General features: G+C 48.3%; 18 protein-coding genes and 1 pseudogene. 11 read left to right on the forward strand and 8 right to left on the reverse strand.

All coding sequences use genetic code 11. The annotated features are described in order from the left end of the window. Positions 1–329: 329 nt before the first annotated feature. The 3 genes and pseudogenes from pgk to FTO70_RS11250 form a co-directional block, all read left to right on the forward strand. Positions 330–1,568 carry a phosphoglycerate kinase gene (gene pgk, locus FTO70_RS11240; RefSeq protein ID WP_255335853.1) on the forward strand — a complete coding sequence of 413 codons (1,239 nt, stop codon included), beginning with the start codon at positions 330–332 and terminating at the stop codon, positions 1,566–1,568. 355 nt (positions 1,569–1,923) lie between these two features. Further along, positions 1,924–2,523 (forward strand): TIGR00296 family protein, encoded by a 600-nt coding sequence (locus FTO70_RS11245; RefSeq protein ID WP_255335854.1) that lies wholly within the window; start codon positions 1,924–1,926, stop codon positions 2,521–2,523. A gap of 169 nt (positions 2,524–2,692) precedes the next feature. Then, a pseudogene (locus FTO70_RS11250) lies at positions 2,693–2,870 on the forward strand (ISH3 family transposase); the annotation flags it as partial. 30 nt (positions 2,871–2,900) lie between these two features. On the opposite strand, the gene FTO70_RS11255 reads toward FTO70_RS11250, so the two are convergent. Both FTO70_RS11255 and FTO70_RS11260 read right to left on the reverse strand, forming a co-directional pair. Beyond that, positions 2,901–3,884, reverse strand: coding sequence for an alpha/beta fold hydrolase (locus FTO70_RS11255; RefSeq protein WP_255335855.1), 984 nt, complete (start codon positions 3,882–3,884; stop codon positions 2,901–2,903). Between the two features lie 198 nt (positions 3,885–4,082). After that, on the reverse strand, positions 4,083–4,709 hold the full coding sequence (locus FTO70_RS11260) for a cysteine hydrolase (protein ID WP_255335856.1): 627 nt from the start codon (positions 4,707–4,709) through the stop codon (positions 4,083–4,085). Between the two features lie 233 nt (positions 4,710–4,942). On the opposite strand from FTO70_RS11260, the gene FTO70_RS11265 reads away from it, so the two are divergent. Beyond that, the gene (locus tag FTO70_RS11265) at positions 4,943–6,211 is read left to right on the forward strand and encodes an MFS transporter (protein ID WP_255335857.1); all 1,269 of its coding nucleotides are present in this window, start codon (positions 4,943–4,945) and stop codon (positions 6,209–6,211) included. Between the two features lie 615 nt (positions 6,212–6,826). Here the strand turns inward: FTO70_RS11265 and FTO70_RS11270 are convergent. The 5 genes from FTO70_RS11270 to FTO70_RS11290 form a co-directional block, all read right to left on the reverse strand. Further along, a complete protein-coding gene (locus FTO70_RS11270; protein ID WP_255335858.1) occupies positions 6,827–7,285 on the reverse strand; it encodes an Hsp20/alpha crystallin family protein in 459 nt (152 codons plus the stop codon). Between the two features lie 763 nt (positions 7,286–8,048). After that, positions 8,049–8,303, reverse strand: coding sequence for a type I restriction enzyme endonuclease domain-containing protein (locus tag FTO70_RS11275; protein ID WP_255335916.1), 255 nt, complete (start codon positions 8,301–8,303; stop codon positions 8,049–8,051). A 975-nt stretch (positions 8,304–9,278) separates the two neighbouring features. After that, on the reverse strand, positions 9,279–10,226 hold the full coding sequence (locus FTO70_RS11280) for a hypothetical protein (RefSeq protein ID WP_255335859.1): 948 nt from the start codon (positions 10,224–10,226) through the stop codon (positions 9,279–9,281). A gap of 335 nt (positions 10,227–10,561) precedes the next feature. Next, positions 10,562–10,984 carry an N-acetyltransferase gene (locus FTO70_RS11285; RefSeq protein WP_255335860.1) on the reverse strand — a complete coding sequence of 141 codons (423 nt, stop codon included), beginning with the start codon at positions 10,982–10,984 and terminating at the stop codon, positions 10,562–10,564. Positions 10,985–11,859: 875 nt separating this feature from the next. Beyond that, on the reverse strand, positions 11,860–12,282 hold the full coding sequence (locus tag FTO70_RS11290) for a nucleoside 2-deoxyribosyltransferase (RefSeq protein ID WP_255335917.1): 423 nt from the start codon (positions 12,280–12,282) through the stop codon (positions 11,860–11,862). Between the two features lie 250 nt (positions 12,283–12,532). Here FTO70_RS11290 and FTO70_RS11295 point away from each other — a divergent pair, with 250 nt between their 5' ends. The 7 genes from FTO70_RS11295 (at position 12,533) to FTO70_RS11325 (ending at position 20,197) form a co-directional block, all read left to right on the forward strand. Next, complete coding sequence (locus FTO70_RS11295; RefSeq protein ID WP_255335861.1) at positions 12,533–13,012, forward strand: type IV pilin; 480 nt, start codon at positions 12,533–12,535, stop codon at positions 13,010–13,012. Positions 13,013–13,136: 124 nt separating this feature from the next. Further along, the gene (gene argC / locus FTO70_RS11300) at positions 13,137–14,150 is read left to right on the forward strand and encodes an N-acetyl-gamma-glutamyl-phosphate reductase (RefSeq protein ID WP_255335918.1); all 1,014 of its coding nucleotides are present in this window, start codon (positions 13,137–13,139) and stop codon (positions 14,148–14,150) included. Between the two features lie 254 nt (positions 14,151–14,404). Beyond that, a complete protein-coding gene (locus FTO70_RS11305) occupies positions 14,405–14,869 on the forward strand; it encodes a CBS domain-containing protein (RefSeq protein WP_255335862.1) in 465 nt (154 codons plus the stop codon). 22 nt (positions 14,870–14,891) lie between these two features. Continuing rightward, a complete protein-coding gene (gene argJ, locus FTO70_RS11310) occupies positions 14,892–16,079 on the forward strand; it encodes a bifunctional ornithine acetyltransferase/N-acetylglutamate synthase (RefSeq protein WP_255335863.1) in 1,188 nt (395 codons plus the stop codon). A 324-nt stretch (positions 16,080–16,403) separates the two neighbouring features. Continuing rightward, entirely contained in the window at positions 16,404–17,879 is a 1,476-nt protein-coding gene (pfkC, locus tag FTO70_RS11315) for an ADP-specific phosphofructokinase (RefSeq protein WP_255335919.1), read from the forward strand. A gap of 82 nt (positions 17,880–17,961) precedes the next feature. After that, positions 17,962–19,362 carry an ADP-dependent glucokinase/phosphofructokinase gene (locus FTO70_RS11320; protein WP_255335864.1) on the forward strand — a complete coding sequence of 467 codons (1,401 nt, stop codon included), beginning with the start codon at positions 17,962–17,964 and terminating at the stop codon, positions 19,360–19,362. After that, a complete protein-coding gene (locus FTO70_RS11325; RefSeq protein ID WP_255335920.1) occupies positions 19,349–20,197 on the forward strand; it encodes a DNA-3-methyladenine glycosylase in 849 nt (282 codons plus the stop codon). The genes FTO70_RS11320 and FTO70_RS11325 overlap by 14 nt, the downstream gene beginning before the upstream one ends. A 125-nt stretch (positions 20,198–20,322) precedes the next feature. Here the strand turns inward: FTO70_RS11325 and cca are convergent, their stop codons facing one another. Continuing rightward, on the reverse strand, positions 20,323–21,702 hold the full coding sequence (gene cca / locus FTO70_RS11330; RefSeq protein WP_255335865.1) for a CCA tRNA nucleotidyltransferase: 1,380 nt from the start codon (positions 21,700–21,702) through the stop codon (positions 20,323–20,325). Positions 21,703–22,134 lie beyond the last annotated feature (432 nt).

Consider the following 22,134-nt stretch of genomic DNA (forward strand, 5'->3'; position numbering starts at 1 on the left):
ATCTCATAAATTTAAGATATCTGGGCAACGGAAACTCGACGATTTCTGAGTTCCCAAAAAACCGGGCGGGCGGCCCGAAGCATACCCCATCCTTTAGGGTGGGGTGGCCGCCCGCAATTTGATTTTTTTAAGTTGACTGCTTTCCTTTTCCCGAAGTTGCGGCTCGATACTATATTCCTTTTTGCTCTTTTCTTATTAAATCAGAACCCCTCTCGTGAGGATTAAATAAGGACAAACTTATTTATGGAAAAAATCCTATGACAAAGGTAAACACAATTGAACAAACAAAAATGTCTAAAGTTTTATTCACAAAGGTGCGCTGAGGGTACATGACATCCAGAGACTTTCTTACGATCGACGACTTTGACATTGATGGAAAGACAATTCTTTTAAGGGTTGACCTTAACTCTCCCATGGATCCGGACGGCAACATCCTGGATGATATGCGGATCAAGAGCCATATTGCCACCCTGAAGGATCTCGAGAACGCAAAAGTTGTCCTGCTCGCCCACCAGAGCAGGCCGGGGAAAAAAGACTTTACGGTCATGAAGCCCCATGCCTTTCTGATGTCCAAACACCTGGGCAGGGAGGTCCGCTACGTGGATGATATTTTCGGGACCTTTGCAAAGACCCAGATTGCTTCAATGGAAGACGGCGACGTCATAATGCTTGAAAATGTCAGGTTCTATTCCGAAGAAAGTCTCGAAAGAACGGCAGCCGATCATGCCAATACGTACATGGTCAAGAAACTGGCACCTTTTGTGGACATTTTCCTTAACGACGCCTTTGCGGTCTCTCACAGGTCTCACCTTTCCGTTGTCGGGTTCACCGAAGTCCTTCCCACCGGGGCGGGGAGGGTCATGGAAAAGGAGCTCATGTCCCTGGACAGGGGGATTAAAGGAGGGGAAAGGCCCTGCATCTTCGTGCTCGGAGGGGCGAAGGTGGACGATTCCCTGAAAGTTGCGGAAAATGTGCTTGCCAGCGGGGGGGCTGACCGGGTACTCTTAACAGGTGTGGTCGCAAACGTGGCGCTTGCAGCTTCAGGTGTCGAGATCGGAACCGCCAACCTCGAGTTCATCAAATCCCAGGGCTACGAAGACCAGATCCACAAGGCAGAAAACATGCTTGCAAAATTCGGGGACCGGATCGGGCTTCCGAAGGATGTTGCCCTTAACGACGGAAAGAAGAGGACTGAAGTGCAGGTCTCGGAACTTAGGCCGGACTCTCTCCCCATCAACGACATAGGGCTTGAGACCATTGTGGAGTTCACTAACGAAATCGAAAACGCCAAGACCGTTGTCCTGAACGGGCCTGCCGGAGTTTCAGAAATCGATGACTTTGCCCTGGGGACCCATGAAATCATCAAGGCTGCCGTAAAGTCCGAGTTCTCGATCATCGGCGGCGGGCACATCTCCGCAGAAGTCGCCCACCTGGGCCTGGAACACCGCTTCTCCCACATCAGTACGGGCGGAGGGGCCTGCATCGATTACCTTGCAGGGGAAAAGCTGCCCGGAGTCGAAGCCCTGAAAGTTGCGGCCAAAAAATACCAGGAAGCCAAAAAGCTGTGAGGGGTTTTCAAATCCCTTTTTCCCTCAACCCAGCTTTCCCCGTCCGGATTTCTCTTAATTCATATTCACTTAATTCATAGTTTTTGTGCCCATTTTTTGTATCCGCGCAGCTTTTTATCTTCTCCTTGCATATACTGTTCGGGGCATATACTGCTTAACATTCGTACCATACGATACCATAATACTATACAGTACCACAGGTTCGTACCATACGATACCATAATACCATACAGTACCACAGGTTCGTACCATACGATACCGTAGTTTGTACATACTTTCGTACAGTCATTCGTACCACACATTCGTAACTTTAGCACACGAGATTTGTTTTAATATACAAGGGCGTGATCCAGGTATGCTTACAGAATCGGAAGGCAGGACTGCAGTCAAACTCGCACGGGCAACCATCGAATCGTTCCTGGGGGGGAAGGGGCGCATTAAGCCCTCAGAGAAAGGCTTTGAACTCTCCCCGGTTTTTAAGGAAAAGCGGGGGGTTTTTGTCACCCTTACGGAACATGAGCTTCTCAGGGGCTGTATAGGGCACCCATTCCCTGACACCTCCCTTGAAGAGGCGATCCTGGACTCCGCAATCTCGGCGGCGACCAGAGACCCCCGCTTTCCTCCCGTGGAAAATACCGAGATGGAAGAGGTTGTTGTTGAGGTAACGGTCCTGACCCCCCCGGAAAGGATAGATGCCCCTCCCGAAAAGCTCCCCGAACTGATCGAGATCGGAAGGCATGGACTTCTCGTACGGCAGGGCTACTACCAGGGCCTGCTCCTCCCCCAGGTCGCCCCTGAGAACGACTTTGATGCAATCGATTTCCTGAGCCACACCTGCATGAAAGCTGGGCTCCCTGCAGACGCCTGGCTGACAGGGGCTGAAGTCTACTGGTTCGAAGGGCAGATCTTTAAGGAAAAAGAACCCCGAGGCGAGGTTTTCGAGGAGAAGTTCTGAATCTTTGGAAACGGCATCTTCTGAGCTTTTTTTCCCGCGCCGCACAGGGAACCTGAATACCTGGAATACTTCCCCGGTCCCCGAAAACCTTTTTTCAATCCAAATGCGAGGGAGATTCCTCCACCAGCTTGCCTGGCGGCGCCTTTTCAAAAAGAAATGAAAAAGAGATCTGATAACATCGAATGAAAGGACTCTCCTTCAAGAACTTATAAAAACCCTGAAAAAAGGTAAGAGCTACGAATGACATCCTAAAAAAGTCAGCAAACTCCTTTTACTCATACGTTTCTCTTTGCGTCATTAGCAAGAAGGAAAGGTTTACCATATCTGTTTTTCCTGTCGGAAACTCTACCTGAAAAATGTCCGGAAGGCCGTAATACTCAAGTGGTGCTGTTATAGGTGGATTCGTTTAGAAAATCTTTTACAAGCACCCTCGTACTGTTCATTTGAGACAACATCCCATGACCACCGGTATCATATAATACCAGTTGCGATTGGCTTATTTTATTGTGGGCATTTTCCGCATGTTCGTAACTTACCAGCGCATCGTCTTTAGCGTGGATAATCAGTGTTGGTGCACGAAGATTGCCTGCGGGTACGGTATAAAATTCAATCATTTTTTCATCGTTTACGGTGCCTTCATACCTCTGGGACATGGGATGCATTATATCAAGCATTTCCTGTGCCAGTTCTTTCTGTTCCGGATTAAATGCTTCATATACTTCTGTTGGAATTCCCATCAGGTCCAGAATTGTAGCTTGAAAAAATCTTGTGAAGAGCCAGTATGCATAATCAGATTGCTGGATCGTGTGAATGATGCCAACATAAAGCGGATCCTTATCACCCGGTGCCGGACCCATACTTACAGCAGACACCAGTACCAATGCCGAGCACCTGTCAGGATAGTCGTTGGCAAACTGAGTGGCTGACGGACCTCCGGCTGATGCGCCGACAACAATTGCTTTATCAATGCTTAAATTATCCAGAAGAGTTTCGTACGCAGCGGCCTGCGATTCAATCGAAGCATTCTCCGGAATGGATGATCGAAGATAGCCATACCGTGAAACCGAGATAAATTTATACCCGTCCCCGAAAAATACTTTGCCCAGCCAGAGTCCCTGGTCATAGCCGCCTCCTGCACCATGCAGCAATATGACAGGTGTCCCTTCTCCCATTACGGAATACTCAATATCCCCATACTCTGTTTCCAGAATATTACTGTTCGCAAGCAATTGTTTTTGTGCTTCCGTCATCGTATCGTGGTAATTCGGATAAGTTAGAGCGATCAGTATGACGGTTGTGCAGATTAAACATGCCGCTATAATTAGTAAAATCTTCCTGAATCTTCCCTTAACTTCTTTCAAGAATACCACTTCTTATCTGCAACTATATCCCGGGCTTAAGTCCAAAGCCTTTTTGCAACTCCAAAGGCTCTCTGTTTTTGACCCTGTCCGGGATATATTTCTCAACAACTTTCCAACCACTTAGTTGCAGGAATTCTCTCTGTAATATCACATAACTCCAACTTCTTATAATCTTTCAGACTTTCTTCCCCGAATCGTTCACGCTATTTCAAGTTCCTCAGAACTGCAAACCTTACCAAAGAAGGGGAAAATCACATCTACGGCAAAGCTCTGGGCCTCTTCACTGATTGAAGCAACACAGTCACTCAGAACAACACAATTATATCCTCTGTCAAAAGCACTTCTCACTGTACTTTCAACACAGAGGTTCGTTATGGCCCCGGCAAATATCAGGGTATCGCAGTGGAGGGCCCTGAGTATTTTGTCAAGGTCCGTGTTGTGAAAACCGCTCATTGTATGGTGTTTGGCAACCATAAGGTCTTCAGGATGAGGGGTGAACTCATCTATTATCCTCCCCTGGAATTCTCCTTGTTCGGGACTTATTTTCGTGAAGTCCATTTCCCTGAGGTTTTTCCAGAAATCGATGTCCGGTAAGTTATCATTCAGGGCATGTGATATCTGGGGCCGCAGCTCCATTACAACGAAGATTACGGGTATATTTGCTGCCCTGAATCTTTCTATGGCTTTGGCAGTTCTTTTCACCATATCCTTTTCCTGAGAAAATTTCCAGGCACCCCAACCTGCACCAAACCCGTTTTCGTGAAGAACGAAGTTCTGTGCATCCACGATTATGAACGCAGTGCTATCTTTATTTATTTTTGTCACAAGTATCCCCGCCAAAAATAATTTTAATGTATTCCTATAATAGCAACGTTAGTTTTTCAAAAAAATATAATTTTGGAATTCTTTTTTCTAAAATTTGTTACTGATTTGAAATAAGAAAAAGATCGAACAAAACCGATGACTATCTAAACTAGCTTTAAAATATAATATTTAGAACCACCCGACCTTACAGGGTAAAAATCGAACTTACTTTTAAATAAAAATGGGAAAAAAGCATGAAAACCCGCTTCCTGCCCCAAAGCATATACCGTAACTTCTTTGAAGGGATAAAGCCGGAACTTTACGTGCTGTCCTTTTCCAGGTTCTGCGAAGACCTGGGTTCGGGGATGCTGGTGACTTTGATCCCCCTTTATATTGCCGACCTCGGGGCATCTTTTTTCTCGGGCCTCCCGGTGGTTGCAAAAGCAGGGCTTGTGGTGACGGTATTCGGGCTTTTCAGTGCGCTTACCCAGCCCCTTATGGGGAGGCTCTCGGACAGGCTGGACCGCAGGCGGCCTTTCATTGTCCTGGGGCTTATCGGATATACGCTCTTTTCCTTCCTCTACTCCCGGGTGGAAAGCTATGAACAGCTGCTCCTGATCCGACTGCTCCAGGGCATAACCGTAGGCGCAACAATCCCTGCGGTCATTGCAATGGTCACCCATATCTCGACCCCCGATACCCGGGGAAAGGCTGTCGGGGTCTACACCACCATCCGTGGAATCGGTTTTGGGCTCGGGCCTATTGTCGGGGGGGCGATTGCCGGGTACTGGGGCTTCAATGCCGGGTTTTATTTCTGCGCCTTCCTCGGGGTGGTGAGTTTCGTGCTGGTCACCCTTTTTGTAAAAGAAACAAAAAGCTCTCCTGATCCAGTTCCGAAAGATGAGGCCGGAAACGGCTATGTTTCGATTTACCCCCTTGCCGGAGCCATGCTCATGATGATGGTAGGGATCATGATGGTCGTAGCCCTCCTCCCCGAATACGAGCTCAGGCTCAAAGCTTCCGAGCTTTCCCTGGGGGTAGCGGTCTCAGCCTACATCTTTGCAAGGCTGCTTTTCCAGGCCCCCCTCGGCAGCCTCTCGGACAGGATAGGCAGGAAGAAACTGATCGTATCCGGCCTCTTCCTGAGCATCCCTCTTGTCGTGGGCATGGGCTATGTAACAAGCATCAACCAGCTTATCCTGGTCAGGGCCCTCCAGGGGCTGCTTGTTGCGTCCATCGATACCCCTGCCATGGCTCTTGCAGCAGACCTTTCCGACGGCTCTTCCTTAAGCTCCAAACTCAGCATCATCACCACCGCCCAGGCTGCAGGCATGGCTTTTGGCCCCATCTTTGCAGGTTTCCTTGCAGGGTACATGGGCTTTATCACCCCTTTTTACGCCTGCGCCGTACTTATGCTCCTGGCAGGCTTCGTGGTCATGAAAAAGGTGGATGAACCCAGGAAGGCAGCCGAGCCCGGAAATGTGTATGAGCCTCTGGCAGTTAATGAACCGGGCAGGTCCTGAACCTATTTTTCCCGCACCTGGCCTGAGAAATACTTTTCTTTAATACATTTCTTTACCCCGGAAACCATTTTTCAACCCAAAAATTATAAAGTGCCCCCGCCAGCTTGCCTGGCGGCGCCTCCCCAGAAGAAATAAAAAAGGACTAAAAAAGATGTGAAAAAGAGTAGTAAAGATGAATGAAAAAAGGGCGGAGGAAAAAGGTGGAGGAAAAATGTTTTTCTGACACGGGAGTTTTAGGAGTTTTTCTGTGGGTTTTTACTTTTGTTTGAGGATTCACGTTTTGGTTGTTGGTGGACTGGATTGTGGACTGGGGTTGTTGGTGGACTGGATTGGGGACTGGAGTTGAATTTAGTGGACTGGATTGGGGACTGGAATTGAGCTTAGTGGATTGGCCAGGAAGGTTGGCCTGCAGGCCCGGTTGCCTGCAGGTCCTATCGGCACATTTGGTTTTTGTGGCTTAAGAGGTTTTACTGGTACAGGTTTTATCGGGTTTGAGGGGTTGATTGTTTTCATCGTTTTGTGGTATTTAAGGCAGCAGTTTTCTTTGCAGTACCTCTGGTTATGTTTGCATCTTCTATCACTCGATCAGGATTTTATCACTTAAACAGGATTTTATCACTCGATCAGGATCTTTTTCCCTTCCTTCAATTTCAGTTTCGGCAGGGTGACAGTTAATACGCCGTTTTTGAGGCTTGCAGTTGCCCCATCTTCGGTTACGCCTTCAGGGAGGAGGACTTCACGGTAGTAGCGGGTGTAGGAGCGCTCTTTCCTTAGGTAGCCTTCCTTTTCGCTTTCCTCTTCTTTGCCGCGTCCCGCACTGATTACAAGGGCATTGTCCTTCAGGCTCAGTTCGACATCCCCTTTCTCAATGCCGGGCATGTCGGTTGTGACGGTAACTTTGTCTTCCTCTTCCATCACGTCCGTGAGGGGAGATAAGGTCTCGCCGCCGAGCCGGGTTTCCAGCGCCGGGAAGGTCCTGAACATTTGTTCCATGTATTCCTGCATCCTTCTGACCTCTTCAAACGGGTCCCAGTTGTATACATCACGCGGTGTTCTCTTCATCGGCAGTCTCATGTAATGATTTCTCCGTATCTGGTTTCAAGCTTTGTTGGTTTTTGGCATCGGGTTAATTTTTATGTGGTTTTGTTCGGCGATTTCTATCGGCGATAGAAATCGATGACCTGTTTATTTGTAACTGGTTTTGATCTGCAGGTTAAGAGCATTTTTTTCTGTCCCTAAGGAGGTGGCCTGTGAAAAGTCCGGGTTTTGCCGAGGGTGATGATTTGAGAGTGGAGATTTTTTTCTTCCCTTTTCCCGGCTTCTCACTGGCACAATGGCATGGGAGTCTGGATCTTCTTGTCCGCATCTTGAGGAGGCGGAAATGCTCTGTCTTCAGGTGGTACACAATTCCACCTTTTCTTGTAGGTCGCTTGCTAGGGTAACTGATGGTGACTGTCTTACTGGTAATGCCCAATAGTTACTGTAAGGCAGTTATTATCATTCAGTTACTAACCTATAGATAGGGTTTCAAATATTTAAATTTTTCGTTACGTTGGGGATATTTGGGGTTAAATATTCAAAGATGTATGAAAACCGGTATGAGAACAAGCATAAAATAAACAGATTCAGTTAGGAAGAGCAGGTCCGGAAGAACAGATCCGGAAGAACAGATCTGGAAGAACAAATTCGAAAGAGCAGGTCAGGAAGAACAAATTCGAAAGAGCGTATCCGGATAAATAGGTCGGGTAAGCCGGCTCCATAAGGTCCGCAGACATTAAAAATAAGATTCGTGGGTTTATTTGTGGATTCTGTGGGATTTTTGTGAGTTTAGGGGTTTTCAAACTGCTGAAACGCCCATGTCTATGCACAGCAGTTCCGCCTGCTTGAGGATACTCTCTGTCGCAAGTTTCTGTTTGTCGGGTGGGTAACCGTATTTTTTCAGGAGCCGCTTTACGCTGACTTTCATCTTTGCCTGGATGTTTTTCCTGACAGTCCAGTCAACCCCTGCGTTCTTCCTGATGATCCCGACAAGTTCTGCTGCCATGAGCCTCAGGGTCTCGTCGCCCAGAACTTCTACGGCACTTTTTACTATCTTTTTTTCTGTCGGCGTCCCCTCTTCAGATTGACAATAGGTATTTAATTTTGACAGGATACCGAAGATGTCTTATGTTATTGAATTTCCAAAATACTAATCTGGATTAGTACTCTGACTTTCCGCAGATGTCTCCAAAAAATAACATTTTTCCTGTTATCGTTTTTGGAGAATTATTTGAAAATTTGCAGTAATAATCTCAACTGAAGCTTAGGGAAATGGCTGCTGGAAGTTTTCAATGAAGGCAAAAAGCCAAAAATGTTGGAAAATCATCAAAAACACACGTTTGAGTAAACATGGGATTTTTCAGAAAAACGATAGCAAGAAAAATTGTGAAAATTGAAAGGACATCTGCGGAAAGTCGGAGTACTAATTACGATTAGTATTATTTTCCAGCATTTGAGCAATTATCTCTTTTTTCAAATGCGAATGGCGAAGCCTGAACCGCCCCTCCGCCGAAAAGTTCCTCTAAGCCCTGGAACAAAAAGCCCCCCTCGTCCAGTGGCAAAACGAAACTCGCCGCGAAACCTTCGGGCTCCTTACCAGGAAAATAGAAGGCAAAAAAGAACCCCGGAAAAAAGGCTATCTGGTCTTTGACCTGGAGGATTTTGAAAAAGCTCTCTTATGAAACCCGGCGGTCTTTTTGAAGTTTCTCTCAGCTCTGTCCCATCGTGGCTTTTTAAGGCAGGGAGTGGAAAATCAAAGGGGCAGAAAGAAAACGGGGCATGGTTTTTTAATATATTTTTTATGTAGGCAGCCCCTCACCAACTACTCTGAAGAAAGCACAAACAGAGTGAAGCCTCTTGAGAAAACGACTTGAACAAAAAGGGGCAGCCTTATTAGTCGTATTTATGGTGTCCTGGCGATCTCGGATTCCTGCTCGATAGCAGGCTTCTGCTTTCAACCTTTTTGTAACGGGACCAGTTTACGAAAACGGGTCCTGTTCACAACCGTTCACAATAAGTCTTTTTGCAATCAGCTTATTTTCATTATCAGGATACTGAGGCTATCTCTTAATTCCTCTTTCATGGAGTCGGGCAGGTCTTCAAGTTTGTCCAGGACAGCTAACGCCTTTTCATAATAGGACTTTGCAAGGGCAGGGTCCCGATCAAGGTATACTCCACCCATTGCAGCGTAAAGGTAGATGTGTTCACCGTATTTTTCAATGAGCCTGTCATACAGTTCCTGGATTTTTTCGAGTTCGCCTTTTTCCGAAAGTTCAGATATGTAAAGCCCCAGAAGTTCATAGAATTCAGGGCCGTTTTCCAGCAGGAAATCGAATTTTTCGGCGTCTGGCAGTGAAAGGAATTTGCTTTCCATCTCGGCTCTTAGCTCCTCTTCTTCTCCCAACTCTTCGAAAAACTCTAAATAATCCTCCTCTTCTTCCCCTTTCATAAGCATGAGGTCTACATGCTTACTTGAAAGCCCGAGCCTGGAGGCAAGCTTTTTGACACTCTCTTCGTACTCCACCTTCTCCTCTTCATTATAAAAGCCCATCATGTAAGCAGCCCATTTTACGTATGCCTGTTCATCTTCCATCCAGGACCTGTTCTCGATGGTTTCCAGGACATAGTCTATCACAAGCCTGAACTCGTGGTGGGTTATGGGCTCTTCTTCCATGAGCTCAATCATAGTTTCCAGAATTTCTTTTTCAAGGTCCAGTTTAAAAAAAGAGATGTTTTTTCCGAAGTTTTTCCTGATATTCTTTAAAGCCGAAACGACATCTTTGTCCTTTATCTTTCTGTCAGCCTCATAAAAATGCCGGGAAATTGAATATTCCACTTCTCCCAGGTAATCTCCGTATTCGTACTCCTTCTCATGCAGGTCTTCGATTTCCTTTACTTCCGGCGTATCGGGCTTGAGATAGCGGGAAAGTGAGTCATCACCTTCTCCGGTGGATATGTTTTCCCTGTAAGGATTCATGACCTTTGATCTCCAGATTATTTATTCCCTTTCTTAATTCCCTTTTTAATTTCTTTTTAATTTCCTTTTAATTCCCTTTCTTAATTCCCTTTTTAATTTCTTTTTAATTTCCTTTTAATTCCCTTTCTTAATTCCCTTTTTAATCTAGGTTTCTTCGTATACTGTGATAACATTGTTGATTCTAAGCTACGCTCTCTATTTTTCTAGCTAAGGCAGTTTTTCAGTAAACCAGGTTACGGTAAATCAGGTTATTTCCGGGATAAAATGAGTTTTCAGGTACGTATGCCTGTTTTAGGCTTGCTTTTAAATCTTTGAAGGTTTTTAAAATTCAAACCTTATCCCCACTCCATCAAAAGCTGCACGCAGCCGGTATGCCCGTCAATCTCTTCTCCTGCCGCAGTAAACCCGTGTTTCTCGTAAAACCCGGGGGCTTTTTTGTTTTCCCTGTATACCCTGAGGGACAGTTTTCCTTTAAGGGCTTTTGCGTGTTCGAGGAGGGCGCTTCCAATTCCTCTTCCCTGGCTTTCCGGGGCCACGAAGAGGGCGCAGACTCTGGTGCCAACAAGCGATATGAAGCCGGAAACCTTTCCTTCTTCCTCAAAAACCAGGTTCTCGGCTCTCGGGAGGTAAAGGTTCCTCATCGCCTCCCTCTGTTCCGCCCAGAAGTCCGCAGGGACGAAATCGTGGGCAAGGACTGAGGCTTCATACCAGATCTTTACCATATCTTCAAGGTCGTTTTCCAGATACGTTCTAATCAACGGAATCCATTCCCCGGTTTTGCAGTATTTTTCATTTTTATGTTATTTTTCATTTTTATATTATTAAACCCTGCCGTAAGCCGGGAAAAGGCAGTCAGGGGTTAGAAACAGTAGGAAAAATAAACTAGGGAATTTCCATAATTTAAATTAAAGAAAAAAGTTAAAATTGAGTTTAAAAGTAAAAAGTGTCCGAATCAAAAAGACAAATTCGGAAATTCTTTATTTCTTATTTTAGGACTCAATCTGTCGGATTAAGTCGTTAGTATATCTTTCGGATATCCTCACATTTGGACCGCAGGGCACTACCTTGATCATTTCTCCATACTGAGATACGTAGACTCCGGACCCATGTGAAGTTTTTACCTTCATGAAGGTATATCCTTTAGGGTAGGTCATTTTCTTAACCTCGTATATCTAATATGTATGGCTTACCATATAAACATTTTTTAAAGTATTAATCATTATAAATTATGCCTGCAGAACTTGAATTTATAATTTTATTTGTAATCATTGAGGGATAATTTAAATAATAATCATGAAGGGGCTTTGGACCGATCCGAATAAATAAAAGTTATTTTTATGACTATGTTCAATGCCCCTCGATTTCCCTATATCTCAGAAATGTATGAATTTATGAGCTAACCCTCCTATAAATGCCAGAGTAAATGCTAGAGGATGGCATGGAAAACTTGTTAAGAAAAAAATGCCAGCTATGGCTGTGGTATTAACTGTATAAAAATAACTGTAATAAAATGCCTGCAGCTGTGGAAATGACTATGGGAATGACCATGGGAATGACTGTGGAAAAAATGCCAGTTTTATATAGGGCAATGGCTATGGAAATGAAAGAATAGAAGCAGGTAATTATCCGGTAGTTACCGGAATTTTTCCATCACTTCCATAAGCTCTTCTTCGGTCCTGGCAAGGGCATTGGCGGATACTTCGATCATCAGGTTCACAATCCCGTTCGAAAGAGCCCTGAAATCGGTCCGGAGCCCGATTATCGGTTTGCCTTTTGCATAAGCATATCCGATCTCCCAGGCCGTGCCCGAGTCCACGTCCCCGCCGTCCAGGACTGCGACGATGAGGTCCGAACCGTCAACGCCTTCTACACAGCGCCGGAAGATATACTCCTGGTTCTGGCGTTCATGCTCTTCTTTTGCATCCTCGGCGTCTTCCTGGGGTAAAAAGACAGAAAATCCTTTATTGAGGAGCATGTCCCTCAGTTTCCTGTTAAACTCAAGTTCGGCGTGGGTGAAGAGCGGGCCTGCAAGGTAGATTGTCTTTTTTTGATTCAGGTTTTTTCCTCCTGTTGTTTCCGAATTCAGGGCTCATAAGAATTTTCTTACTGGAAAATATGTTTATAAAGATGAAATAGTTTGCCTGCACAGAGCAGCTTTTTCCGGAGTCAAGCTCCTGAACAAAGCCATTATACTGAACAAAGCCATTATACAATATATTTATATATTTAATAAGTCAAGTTTTACTGTCTTAATATTCATAGTTTTAATCTTCATAATATGGCTGTGTTGTTTCGGGAGTGATATGATGTCCAAAAATTTTCCAATACTTAAATCCCTGGACGAAAAGGGTGTGGCTCCGGTTATTGGGACTGTATTGTCAATTGCAATTGTTGTCATACTCACGAGTTTATTGTCCTCTGTTATTTTTTCGGAATCCGCTGACTCTCCAGATGGCGAGGCGCCTTCCGCAAAGCTTGAAATCAGTTTCGCTGATGGAAACCTGATAGAATTCAAACATGGAGGGGGAGATCCTCTCTTTTTTGATAGTGCTTCCATGGCAGTTGTCCTGGGTATCAATGAGACCTCCTATGTGCTCAATTCCTCTTCCCTGGGCAAACTGGAAGTAGGGGAAAGCAAATTCCTTGTATTGAATAATAGCGGCCTGCCTGCAATGGAACTTGAGCCTGAAAAAGAGGTTTCCGTAAAAGTTGTTGATTACGAAAATGGGCTTCTTATCGCATACAGTAAACTTAAGGTTAACGATAAAATAGTCATAACGCCCTGACCTCCTATCCGACCTCAATCCCTGGCTATGAATCAGTGGCCGGACAGTATCCTTTTTTCCTCAGTTTTTTTTCCGATAACAAGCTTAATTATCCTGTGTCAACATTACAATGGCAGTGAATACCATGATCAAGGCAGGAATTATAGGAGCTTCCGGATACACAGGAGGAGAACTCCTACGCTTACTGGTAAATCACCCCGATGTTGAGCTTGAGCTGGCAACTTCCCGGAGTCTTGCAGGCAAGCCCGTGGCAAGCACCCACAGGCACCTGGAAGGTTTTCTCGGCCTCAAATACGAAAATCCCGAGCCCGAAGAAATCAGGGAGCGCTGTGATGTGGTGTTTGTGGCGGTGCCCCACGGGACTGCTATGAACTACGTCCCGCAACTGCTCGACGGCAGCACGAAGGTGGTCGACCTTAGCGCAGACTATAGGCTTGAGACGTCCGTGTTTGAGAAAGTTTATGGGATAAAGCACATCGACCCCAGGAATACCGTGTACGGGCTTGTTGAACTTCACCCCGAAGCCGCAAAAGAAGACCTGGTGGCAAACCCCGGGTGTTTCCCAACAGGAGCGAACCTTGCGGCAGCGCCCCTTGCGGCAGCAGGGCTTATTGATGTGGCGGTCTTCGATTCCAAGACAGGGATTTCGGGAGCCGGCATCGCGCCTTCGGAAACTTCACACTACCCGAACCTGGCAGAAAACATCATTCCCTACAAGCTTACGGCCCACAGGCACAGGGCGGAAATTTTCCAGGAACTGAACAGGCTGGACCCAAACCTTCGGAACATCAGTTTCACTCCCCATGTGATCCCCACCGTAAGGGGCATCCTTACCACGGCCCACCTCTTCACGAAAGAGCCCCTCTCCACCGGGGACGTGCAGGCGCTTTATGAAGAGTTTTACAGGGACAGGCCCTTTGTCCGGCTTCCGGGAGGCGTACCGTCCCTTGCCGCTGTCAGGGGCTCGAACTTCTGTGACATAGGCTTTGAGGCGGATAAGGAAAACAACCGGGTGGTAGTGCTCTCGGCAATCGACAACCTTGTGAAAGGTGCATCAGGCCAGGCGGTCCAGAACATGAACCTTATGTTCGGGATGAAAGAGATCCGCGGGCTCTGGTTACCTGCTGCGGCTCCTTAAGACTCGGTTTAAGTGAGCAGTTAGCTTGATGAGCGCTTACTCCGGTGAACAGTTAGCTTGATAAGCGCTTACTCCGGTGAACAGTTAGCTTGATAAGCACTTACTCCGGTGAACAGTTAGCTTGACGAGCGGTTAGCTTAATGAGTGGCTAAATTTATCTAGTAAGAAAGACTTGCAAGCCGGCAGGCAGGCGAGAACATATAACTCGTGACGTATAAAAATAAAGAATGGAATCCATTTGCAGGGGTAGTCTGATGAAGGTAAGAGATGTCATGAATCCGGACGTTGTTTTCTGCAAGCCCGACGACACCGTCCGCGACACTGCGAAAATTTTGAAAGAAAACGATATCAGCGGGGCTCCGGTCCTCGAAGACGGAGAGCTTGTCGGGATCGTGAGTGAAGCCGACCTGCTGAAACTGCTGGTCCTCCCCGAGAAAGGAGAGCTCTGGCTTCCGAGCCCCTTTGAGGTCATAGAGGTCCCTATCCGGGAACTCCTGGGCTGGGAAGAGACAAAGAAGATGCTCTCGGACGTGGGCTCAAAACAGATCCGGGAGATCATGAAAAAGGACGTGTACACTATTTCTCCCGAAACGTCCGTGGAAGAGGCTTCCGAGCTCATGATCAGGCACAGGATCAACAGGCTCCCTGTTATGGAAGAAGGCCGTCTGGTGGGCATTGTCACCCGCGGGGACATAATCCAGGGGCTTGCAAAAGTCTAAAGGAAGACAGCGGGGGTTTTTCATGAAAATAATTGATGGTGGTATCTGCGCAGTCAGGGGCGTGTCCGCATACGGGATCAAGCCCGGAAAGATGGGGCTTGCAGTCATTCTGGCCCATGGCCCGGCTGCCGGTGTCTTTACAAGGAACAAAGTGATTGCAGCTCCGGTTACACTCAGCAAGGAGCGCATTGAAACCGAACACAAGCTTTCGGCAGTTATTGCAAACAGCGGGAATGCCAACGCCTTTACGGGAGACGACGGTTTCCTGGACGCAATGGAAATGGCTTCCATGCTTTCCGAAAAACTCGGGCTTGATCCCGATCAGGTCGGGGTTGCCTCCACAGGAGTTATCGGCAGGAAGCTTGATGTGGCCTGGATAAGGGACCATCTTCCCGAAGTCCTCGCAGGGCTGGGCGAATCTCCCGAATGCAGCAAAGCTGCTGCAAAGGCGATAATGACCACGGACAAAGTCATGAAAGAGGTGGCCGTGGAGCTCGACTGCGGGATAAGGATCGGGGCGATTGCTAAAGGTTCCGGGATGATCGAGCCCAACATGGGGACGATGCTCTGCTTTGCGTATACGGATGCAAAGGTGCCTGCTGACGTGCTTGACGCAGCCCTTCAGGAAGCAGTTGACAAAAGCTTCAATATGATCGTCGTTGACGGGGACACCAGTACCAACGACATGGTGCTTTTCACAGCCACCTGCAAGTCCGGGGTCAAGCCCTGCCTGGAATGCCTTGACGAGTTTCAGGAAGGGCTCCAGTACGTGCTCACCGAGCTTGCAAAGCTGATCGCAAAAGACGGGGAAGGGGCCACAAAACTGATCGAGGCCCGGGTGCAGGGTGCCAAAAAATACGAAGATGCAAGGCTTGCGGCAAAAGCCATAGTCCGCTCTCCCCTTGTCAAGTCCGCAATTTTCGGAAAGGACCCTAACTGGGGCAGGGTCGTGGCTGCGGCAGGGTATTCTGGTGCCGAACTTGAACAGGAGAGGCTTTCCCTGTCCTTTTCAGGCGGGGGAGAAGAAGTCGAACTCGTGAAAGCCGGGGAAATCACCAGGTCTGCTGACCTTGACCTCCTGAAAAGGATCATGGCAAGCGAGGAAATTTTCGTCACTCTTGACCTGGGGCTGGGAGAAGAGTCCGCGACAGCCTGGGGCTGCGACCTGACCTACGACTACGTCAGGATCAATGCCGAGTACACGACTTAATGGAGTTCGCGGCTTAATTCCGGATAAACAACCGATTGATGCACAACCGATTGATGCACAACCGATTGATGCACAGCTTATAACGGGCTTTGGGACCGGGTTTTACTTCTTGCCGGATTTGAAGCCTGAACAAAGCTAAATAAAATAAGCATGTAATGTGAAGTAATGAAAATCCAGGTGGAATAAAGTCCGGGTCCGTAAAAACCCGGATTTAAAGCCCCTTAATTCCGGAAATGTTCAATTTTTTATTTTTATGTTTCATCCGGTTTCAAATGTTATATGATTTTATAAACCATAAAATTCTTCAGGGGGGTTTTGAAGTCAGTGGACCTCGCAGAATGGGAACAGCGCCACAGGGATGCGTTTAACAGTGTAAAGGAAGCCCTTCCTTATCTGGACGGGATGTTCGTAGCTTACAACAGCAATATCGATGCCATCAAGCACCTCACGGAGGAAGACCTTACCAGGCTTTTCGGGCTTTTTGAGCCGGCTGAAATCCAGGAGAGGATCGCATCTTATCCCCGGGAGGTCGGGGAACCCCTTGATTTCATTGCCCGCCTCATTATCTCAATGCGGGAAGGAAAAGCCGCAGAAGTGCCTGCATACACCGGAGGGCCCCATGAATGGCTGAAGGAGCACCTGGGCTTTGACTATGCCCGCATGGGCGGGCAGGCAGGTATCATCACGAACCTTCTCTCCCGCCTGGGCCTGGAAAAGGTGGTTGCCTACGTTCCCTGGCTTTCGGAAGAACAGGCTGGGTATTTTGCGGAATCAGAAAATCTCCTGCACCCGGCCCTTGAAGGGGGAAAACTCCTCCTGAAACACCCAAGGGAAGCCTTCAGGCCCGGAATCGAGTCCAAGGTCAACTGGATCCTGGAATATTCGAAGGACCTGAACGTAAGCTGCGGGGGAAGCACCTTCAAAGTGCCGAGAGACAACCGCCTGATCATTTCCTCCCGCCCCAAATGGCTCCGCCTGGACATGGACAGGGAGGTCTACTCCCGGCTCGATTCCCTGGGCCCGCTCGATGGTGCGATCCTTTCCGGGTACCAGATGATAAAAGAAGAATACGAGGACGGGTCCACTTATAAGGACTACGTCGAAAGCTCGGTCAGGGTCATTGAAAAGCTAAAAGCCCTGAACCCGGAACTCCGCATCCATGTGGAGCTTACCTCCATCCAGAACCGGGTGATAAGGAAAGCCATCCTTGAAGAAATCGTTGCCGGGCATGTGCATTCCCTGGGCCTTGACACTGTGGAAGTGGCAAACGCCCTTAACGTGCTCGGGTATGAGGAACTCTCATACGCCGTTATAAGGAAAGGGGAAACCGGGATCATGTCGCTTTACGAGGGGGCTGTCCGGCTGCTGGAAGACCTGGACCTTGAAAGGGTCCATGTGCACTGCCTGGGCTATTTCATCTGCACCCTTGCAAAAGGCCATCCCCTCACTCTGAAAGATCACCGTGACTCCCTGCTCTTTTCCTCAGCCCTTGCTGCCACTCAGGCCCTCACGGGCAGGATCGAAAGCCTGGAAGATGTGGAAGCAGGCCTCAAAGTTCCGGTCTCGGACAGGGGGCTTGAAGACCTGGCAAACTTCAAGCTCTACTGTACCGGAAGAAAGTTCTGTTCTCCGGATGAGTTCAGTTACGGTTACATCTACGGGCCTGACCATGACGCGGTCATCATCCCTTCGAAAGTGGTCGAAAAGCCAAAAGCCACCGTGGGAATCGGGGACGCGATCTCGGCCGGGGCTTTTGTTGCCATGCTCGCCAGGATGAAGCAGAAACGGGCAGGGGAATAAATACCCGGAATCGGGCTGTGGGCTCTGCGGCTATCTTCGTGGGCCTGAGCCGTGCCCTGAAAACGAAAAAGGACCTGGTAAGATGAAGATACTTTGCGGTTATAACGTGAACATCGATTCGGTGTACAGGATCAGCGGAACCGAGCTCTCCGAGCTTCTGGAGTCTTTCGAGAGCGCCGAAATCCTGGATAAAATAGAAAACCCTCCGGGCAGGATCGAGAGTGTTTCCGATTTTGTGGCCGGGCTTGCCTATTGCATGAAAAATGGGTGTGGAGCTGAATGGCTGGTTTTTCAGCGTTCAGTTTTTGAGTTCCTGAAAGAACGCTATTTCGAAAAGTCCCTTGTGAGGATGGGGGGAAACGCCGGGATAATGGCAAATGCTCTGTCGGAAATCGGGGCTTCCCTGGTCGTCCCGAATGTTGCCGTCCCTTCGAAAGCTCAGCTTTCCCTTTTTTCCGGAAAGAACATGTATTTCCCCAATAACGTTCTGCCCTCTTCGGGGCCGGAAAGTCCAGGGGGTGGGAATACAGCTGAAGCGGCTTTTCCGGACCAGGACCCTATCCATTTCGTCTTTGATTTTTCCGGAGGGGACAGTTTTTCCCTTTACGGGACCCGGGTCACTGTCCCGCGGGAAAACCGCTTTATAGCGACCTGTGACCAGCTCAATTTCAGGCTTTTTACCAGCCCTGCCTTTGAAGCCTATGCCCTCCGGCATGCCGGAGAGATTGACGGCGCCCTTATCTCGGGTTTTCACCTCCTGCTTGAGACCTACCCTGACGGGAGCAGCTATGAAAAGCTTCTTGATAATGCCCTTGCCCGGCTCCGGGCCTGGAAAGGGGCAAACGAAAAACTCAGAATCCATCTGGAATTCGGGCATTTCGGGAGCAGGGAAATTGCCAGGACCGTTTTTTTGAGGTTTGCCGGGATTTCCTACAGCATGGGAATGAACGAGGACGAGCTTGCAGTGTTCCACGACCTGCACGGAGTTCCGCCTGAGGGAATCCGGCGCATGGAAGCCGAATCCGTGGGAAAAGCAGCTTCAGGCCTTGCTTCCGGGCCCGGGCTCCGAAAACTCCTGGTCCATACAAGGGAATTTGTGCTGTCCGCAGTTGCAGTGGACCCTGGCCGTGTCGAAGCCCCTGCCCTCTTACAGGAGGCTGAAAAGGAACTCGAAGCCCTTGAATTCGGGGTCAGGTGCGCGGGCGTGTATGCTGCAACCGGCAGGCTGGACGGTAGGGAGTTTGTGGAAAACAAATCTGAAAAACTTGAAGAGAGCGTTTTTGGAGGGGAACAGCTTTCCCGCTTCCTTGACGCCTTTGGGGGACAGGCTTTCCGGCGGGGGGCTTTTGCCCTCTATGGAGGGTACATGCTCTGCATGCTTCCCACACTGCTTTCAAAATCTCCGGTGACAACGGTAGGCCTTGGGGATACGCTTACATCGGGGACATTTTTGAGGAGGCTCGAACTTGATGTACAGGTTTAAGCCCGAACTTTTCAACCTGGACTACACCCTTGACTGCGGACAGGTATTCCGCTGGGACAGGGAGGGGGACTGGTGGACTGGCGTTGTCGGAGACCACGTGGTCCGGCTTTCTCAGGAAAAAGACAGCGGGGAGCTGCTTATCGATTCTGAACTCCCTCCTGAGTTTTTTGTGTACTACTTCCGCCTGGATGACGACCTGCCCTCGATCTATGAAAGCATCAACAGGGACCTCCTTATTGACAGGGCAATAAACAGGTACAGGGGCTTGCGCCTTATCCGGCAGGACCCATGGGAATGCCTTATTTCTTACATGCTCGCAACAGCCTCAAGCATCCCCACAATCCAGAAAAGGATTCATCTACTCAGCAAATTTTTTGGAGAAGAGCTCGAAGCCGGATACCGCAGTTTCCCTTCCCCGGAAGCCCTGGCAAATGCGGACCTCTCCATGCTTGACAAATGCAAGCTGGGTTTCCGGACCGAGCGCATAAAATCCGCAGCTCAGGAAGTGCTCTCCGGGGAACTGGACTTTAGAGCCCTCAACCGCCTGGAATACCGATATGCCAGGGAACGCCTCATGAGGGTCCGGGGCATAGGGGAAAAGGTTGCTGACTGCGTCCTCCTCTTCGCTTTCGGAAAAATGGAAGCCTTCCCGGTGGATACCCACATCCGGCAGATCATCCAGCACTACCACATCGATGATAATTTCTTCGATGACTGCTCAAGCCTCAGCAGGATGGGAGACTGGGGCAGGGAATATTTCGGGCATTACTGCGGGTATGCCCAGCAGTACCTCTTTTACCAGAAAAGGGTTGAGGGGTTCGTCTCCCTTTATTAAAACGTAAATTGGCTCAAAAACTGGTAAAAAAGGTTTAAAAACAGGTAGATAATTGATTATAATAGGTAAATTCGGCTCAAAAACCGTAAATAAGGAATTAAGTGAGGAAAGGCTGTTTTCTTTCTTCACAGCCATTTCCTCAAAAAAACCCTGAAATCCGGGTCCTTCAGCCTGCAGATCCCGGCGTCCTCAAGGACTTCGAAGCCCTCTTTTACGCTTTTCTGTATGTGTTTTCCGAGGGAGCAGTTCTTGAGCTGCTTTTCTAATACCTCTTTTGCCGAGGTATACTTGCGCCGGATTTCATAGACGTATTTCCCGTTTTCTATGTAGCCTGCAAACACGTCCCCGTCTTTTTCCTTCATTTCCTTCTCGTACCTGGCCTTGAACCGTTCGGCATGGCTCTCTACCCAGACGGGGGGGCCTACGTGCTTTTTGACGTTAGGGAGGTTGTTTGAGATCAGCTCGAGAATAAGGACGCTTTCGTTTTCCCCTGACCAGACTCCGCTTTTGACCATGGAAAAATCGTGTTCCTTAAGGAGGTTTGAGGCAGCCTCTTCCATCTTGTAGAGCTGAGGGTAAAGTACGTCTTCCACGACGTCCGGGGTTTTGAAGACAATGGCAAGCTGCCCGGTCCCCCGGCGGTTGAGCTTCTCGAGAATTTCGGAGTCTTCCACTGGCAGGGGAGGTTCGGGGAAAAAGAATTCAATTCCGGGGTTTGCAAGGAACTCCCGGCAGTGATCGATGAACATGCAGAATTTGTCCAGGGAAAGGGCGGCTGCAACGTTTCGCTTCGGGTCTGTCGGGTCAACCATGACCAGGGGTTCATCGTGTTCGATTTCGGCATGCTGCATAATGTCGATTTTTTCCCCCGGCTTCCAGGAGCAAGCTGCTTTGATAGTGTTTTCAAAAGAGCCGTAGTGGATGACCAGCAGCTCGGTCAGGTAGCCCGAAAAGCCCCGGGTCCTCAGTTCCGAGCCGTAGACCCCGCCGCCCCGCATGAATTGCTTCATGAGCAGCACATCGTCTTCGCATCCATTTATGCGGGCCTTTACGAATTCATTATGAAACGGGGTCCTGTCCACTGCGGACTTGAGCTGGCAGGCCGAGGCTACCCTGAAGCAGGGGACAAGGTCCACGTCATAGCCCTTGAATATGATGTTCAGGTAGGGGTGTTCGGCGTGGCGGTCTTCGGCATGTTCTGAAAACCTTGCCACATGCCTGGCAATTGCCAGGCCCCGGGTTTCCAGTTCCTGCCTCGACGTTTCCTCCGGAAAACTTATGAATACGTCAATGTCGTGAGTACCCGAAAGCCAGGTGCCCCTGGCAGCCGAACCCACCATCTTTGCAAATACGCCGGGGACGCCCAGTTTCCTTGCGGCTTCATTAACCTCCGAGGCCAGCTCTTCCTGGACAGCCAGGAGCTTTTTTCTTTCAGCTTCGGTAGGTTTTATTTTCTCAAGCACCGCACTTTTCAACTCTTCGGAAATGTTGTTATTTGTTTCCATGCCGGGGACGGCTCCATGTGTTTTTTGACTATACGGGTCTGGTATTGATTCTATGGGACTTTGTTCTTCAGATATTCCAGTTCTACGGATATTTTGTTCTACAGATATTCCGGTTCTACGGAGATTCTGGTTCTGTAGAGATTTTGATCTGTAAGAACTCTTGATTCTACAGGTCAGAAATCATGTCCTGAAACTTATAATTTGTGCATTTTCCGCTGAATTTATAAAGGCAGGAATTTTTTTCACATCTCTGTGTCCTCTGAACCGGTCCTATCCCCGGGCGGTTCAAGGAATCCCTGTGTATGACCCCGGGATTCCTGTACACTTTAAATAAAATGAATAATATCTATAGCTCCCTGATTTGAAGCCCCTCAGTTTATCAGTTTTATTCTTTTTCCCTAATCCCCGATTCCCACTCTAAGTTACATAAAA

This window comes from Methanosarcina sp. KYL-1, from assembly GCF_024372725.1.
Classification (GTDB): Archaea; Halobacteriota; Methanosarcinia; order Methanosarcinales; family Methanosarcinaceae; genus Methanosarcina.

What these genes read in the sequence shown, in the direction of transcription:
- FTO70_RS11320 (WP_255335864.1), top strand. Translation starts at nt 17,962, where the DNA reads ATGAAGATACTTTGCGGTTATAACGTGAACATCGATTCGGTGTACAGG.
- cca (WP_255335865.1), bottom strand. Translation starts at nt 21,702, where the DNA reads ATGGAAACAAATAACAACATTTCCGAAGAGTTGAAAAGTGCGGTGCTT.
- FTO70_RS11305 (WP_255335862.1), top strand. Translation starts at nt 14,405, where the DNA reads ATGAAGGTAAGAGATGTCATGAATCCGGACGTTGTTTTCTGCAAGCCC.
- FTO70_RS11280 (WP_255335859.1), bottom strand. Translation starts at nt 10,226, where the DNA reads ATGAATCCTTACAGGGAAAACATATCCACCGGAGAAGGTGATGACTCA.
- FTO70_RS11295 (WP_255335861.1), top strand. Translation starts at nt 12,533, where the DNA reads ATGTCCAAAAATTTTCCAATACTTAAATCCCTGGACGAAAAGGGTGTG.
- argJ (WP_255335863.1), top strand. Translation starts at nt 14,892, where the DNA reads ATGAAAATAATTGATGGTGGTATCTGCGCAGTCAGGGGCGTGTCCGCA.
- FTO70_RS11325 (WP_255335920.1), top strand. Translation starts at nt 19,349, where the DNA reads ATGTACAGGTTTAAGCCCGAACTTTTCAACCTGGACTACACCCTTGAC.
- pgk (WP_255335853.1), top strand. Translation starts at nt 330, where the DNA reads ATGACATCCAGAGACTTTCTTACGATCGACGACTTTGACATTGATGGA.
- FTO70_RS11270 (WP_255335858.1), bottom strand. Translation starts at nt 7,285, where the DNA reads ATGAGACTGCCGATGAAGAGAACACCGCGTGATGTATACAACTGGGAC.
- FTO70_RS11245 (WP_255335854.1), top strand. Translation starts at nt 1,924, where the DNA reads ATGCTTACAGAATCGGAAGGCAGGACTGCAGTCAAACTCGCACGGGCA.
- argC (WP_255335918.1), top strand. Translation starts at nt 13,137, where the DNA reads ATGATCAAGGCAGGAATTATAGGAGCTTCCGGATACACAGGAGGAGAA.
- FTO70_RS11265 (WP_255335857.1), top strand. Translation starts at nt 4,943, where the DNA reads ATGAAAACCCGCTTCCTGCCCCAAAGCATATACCGTAACTTCTTTGAA.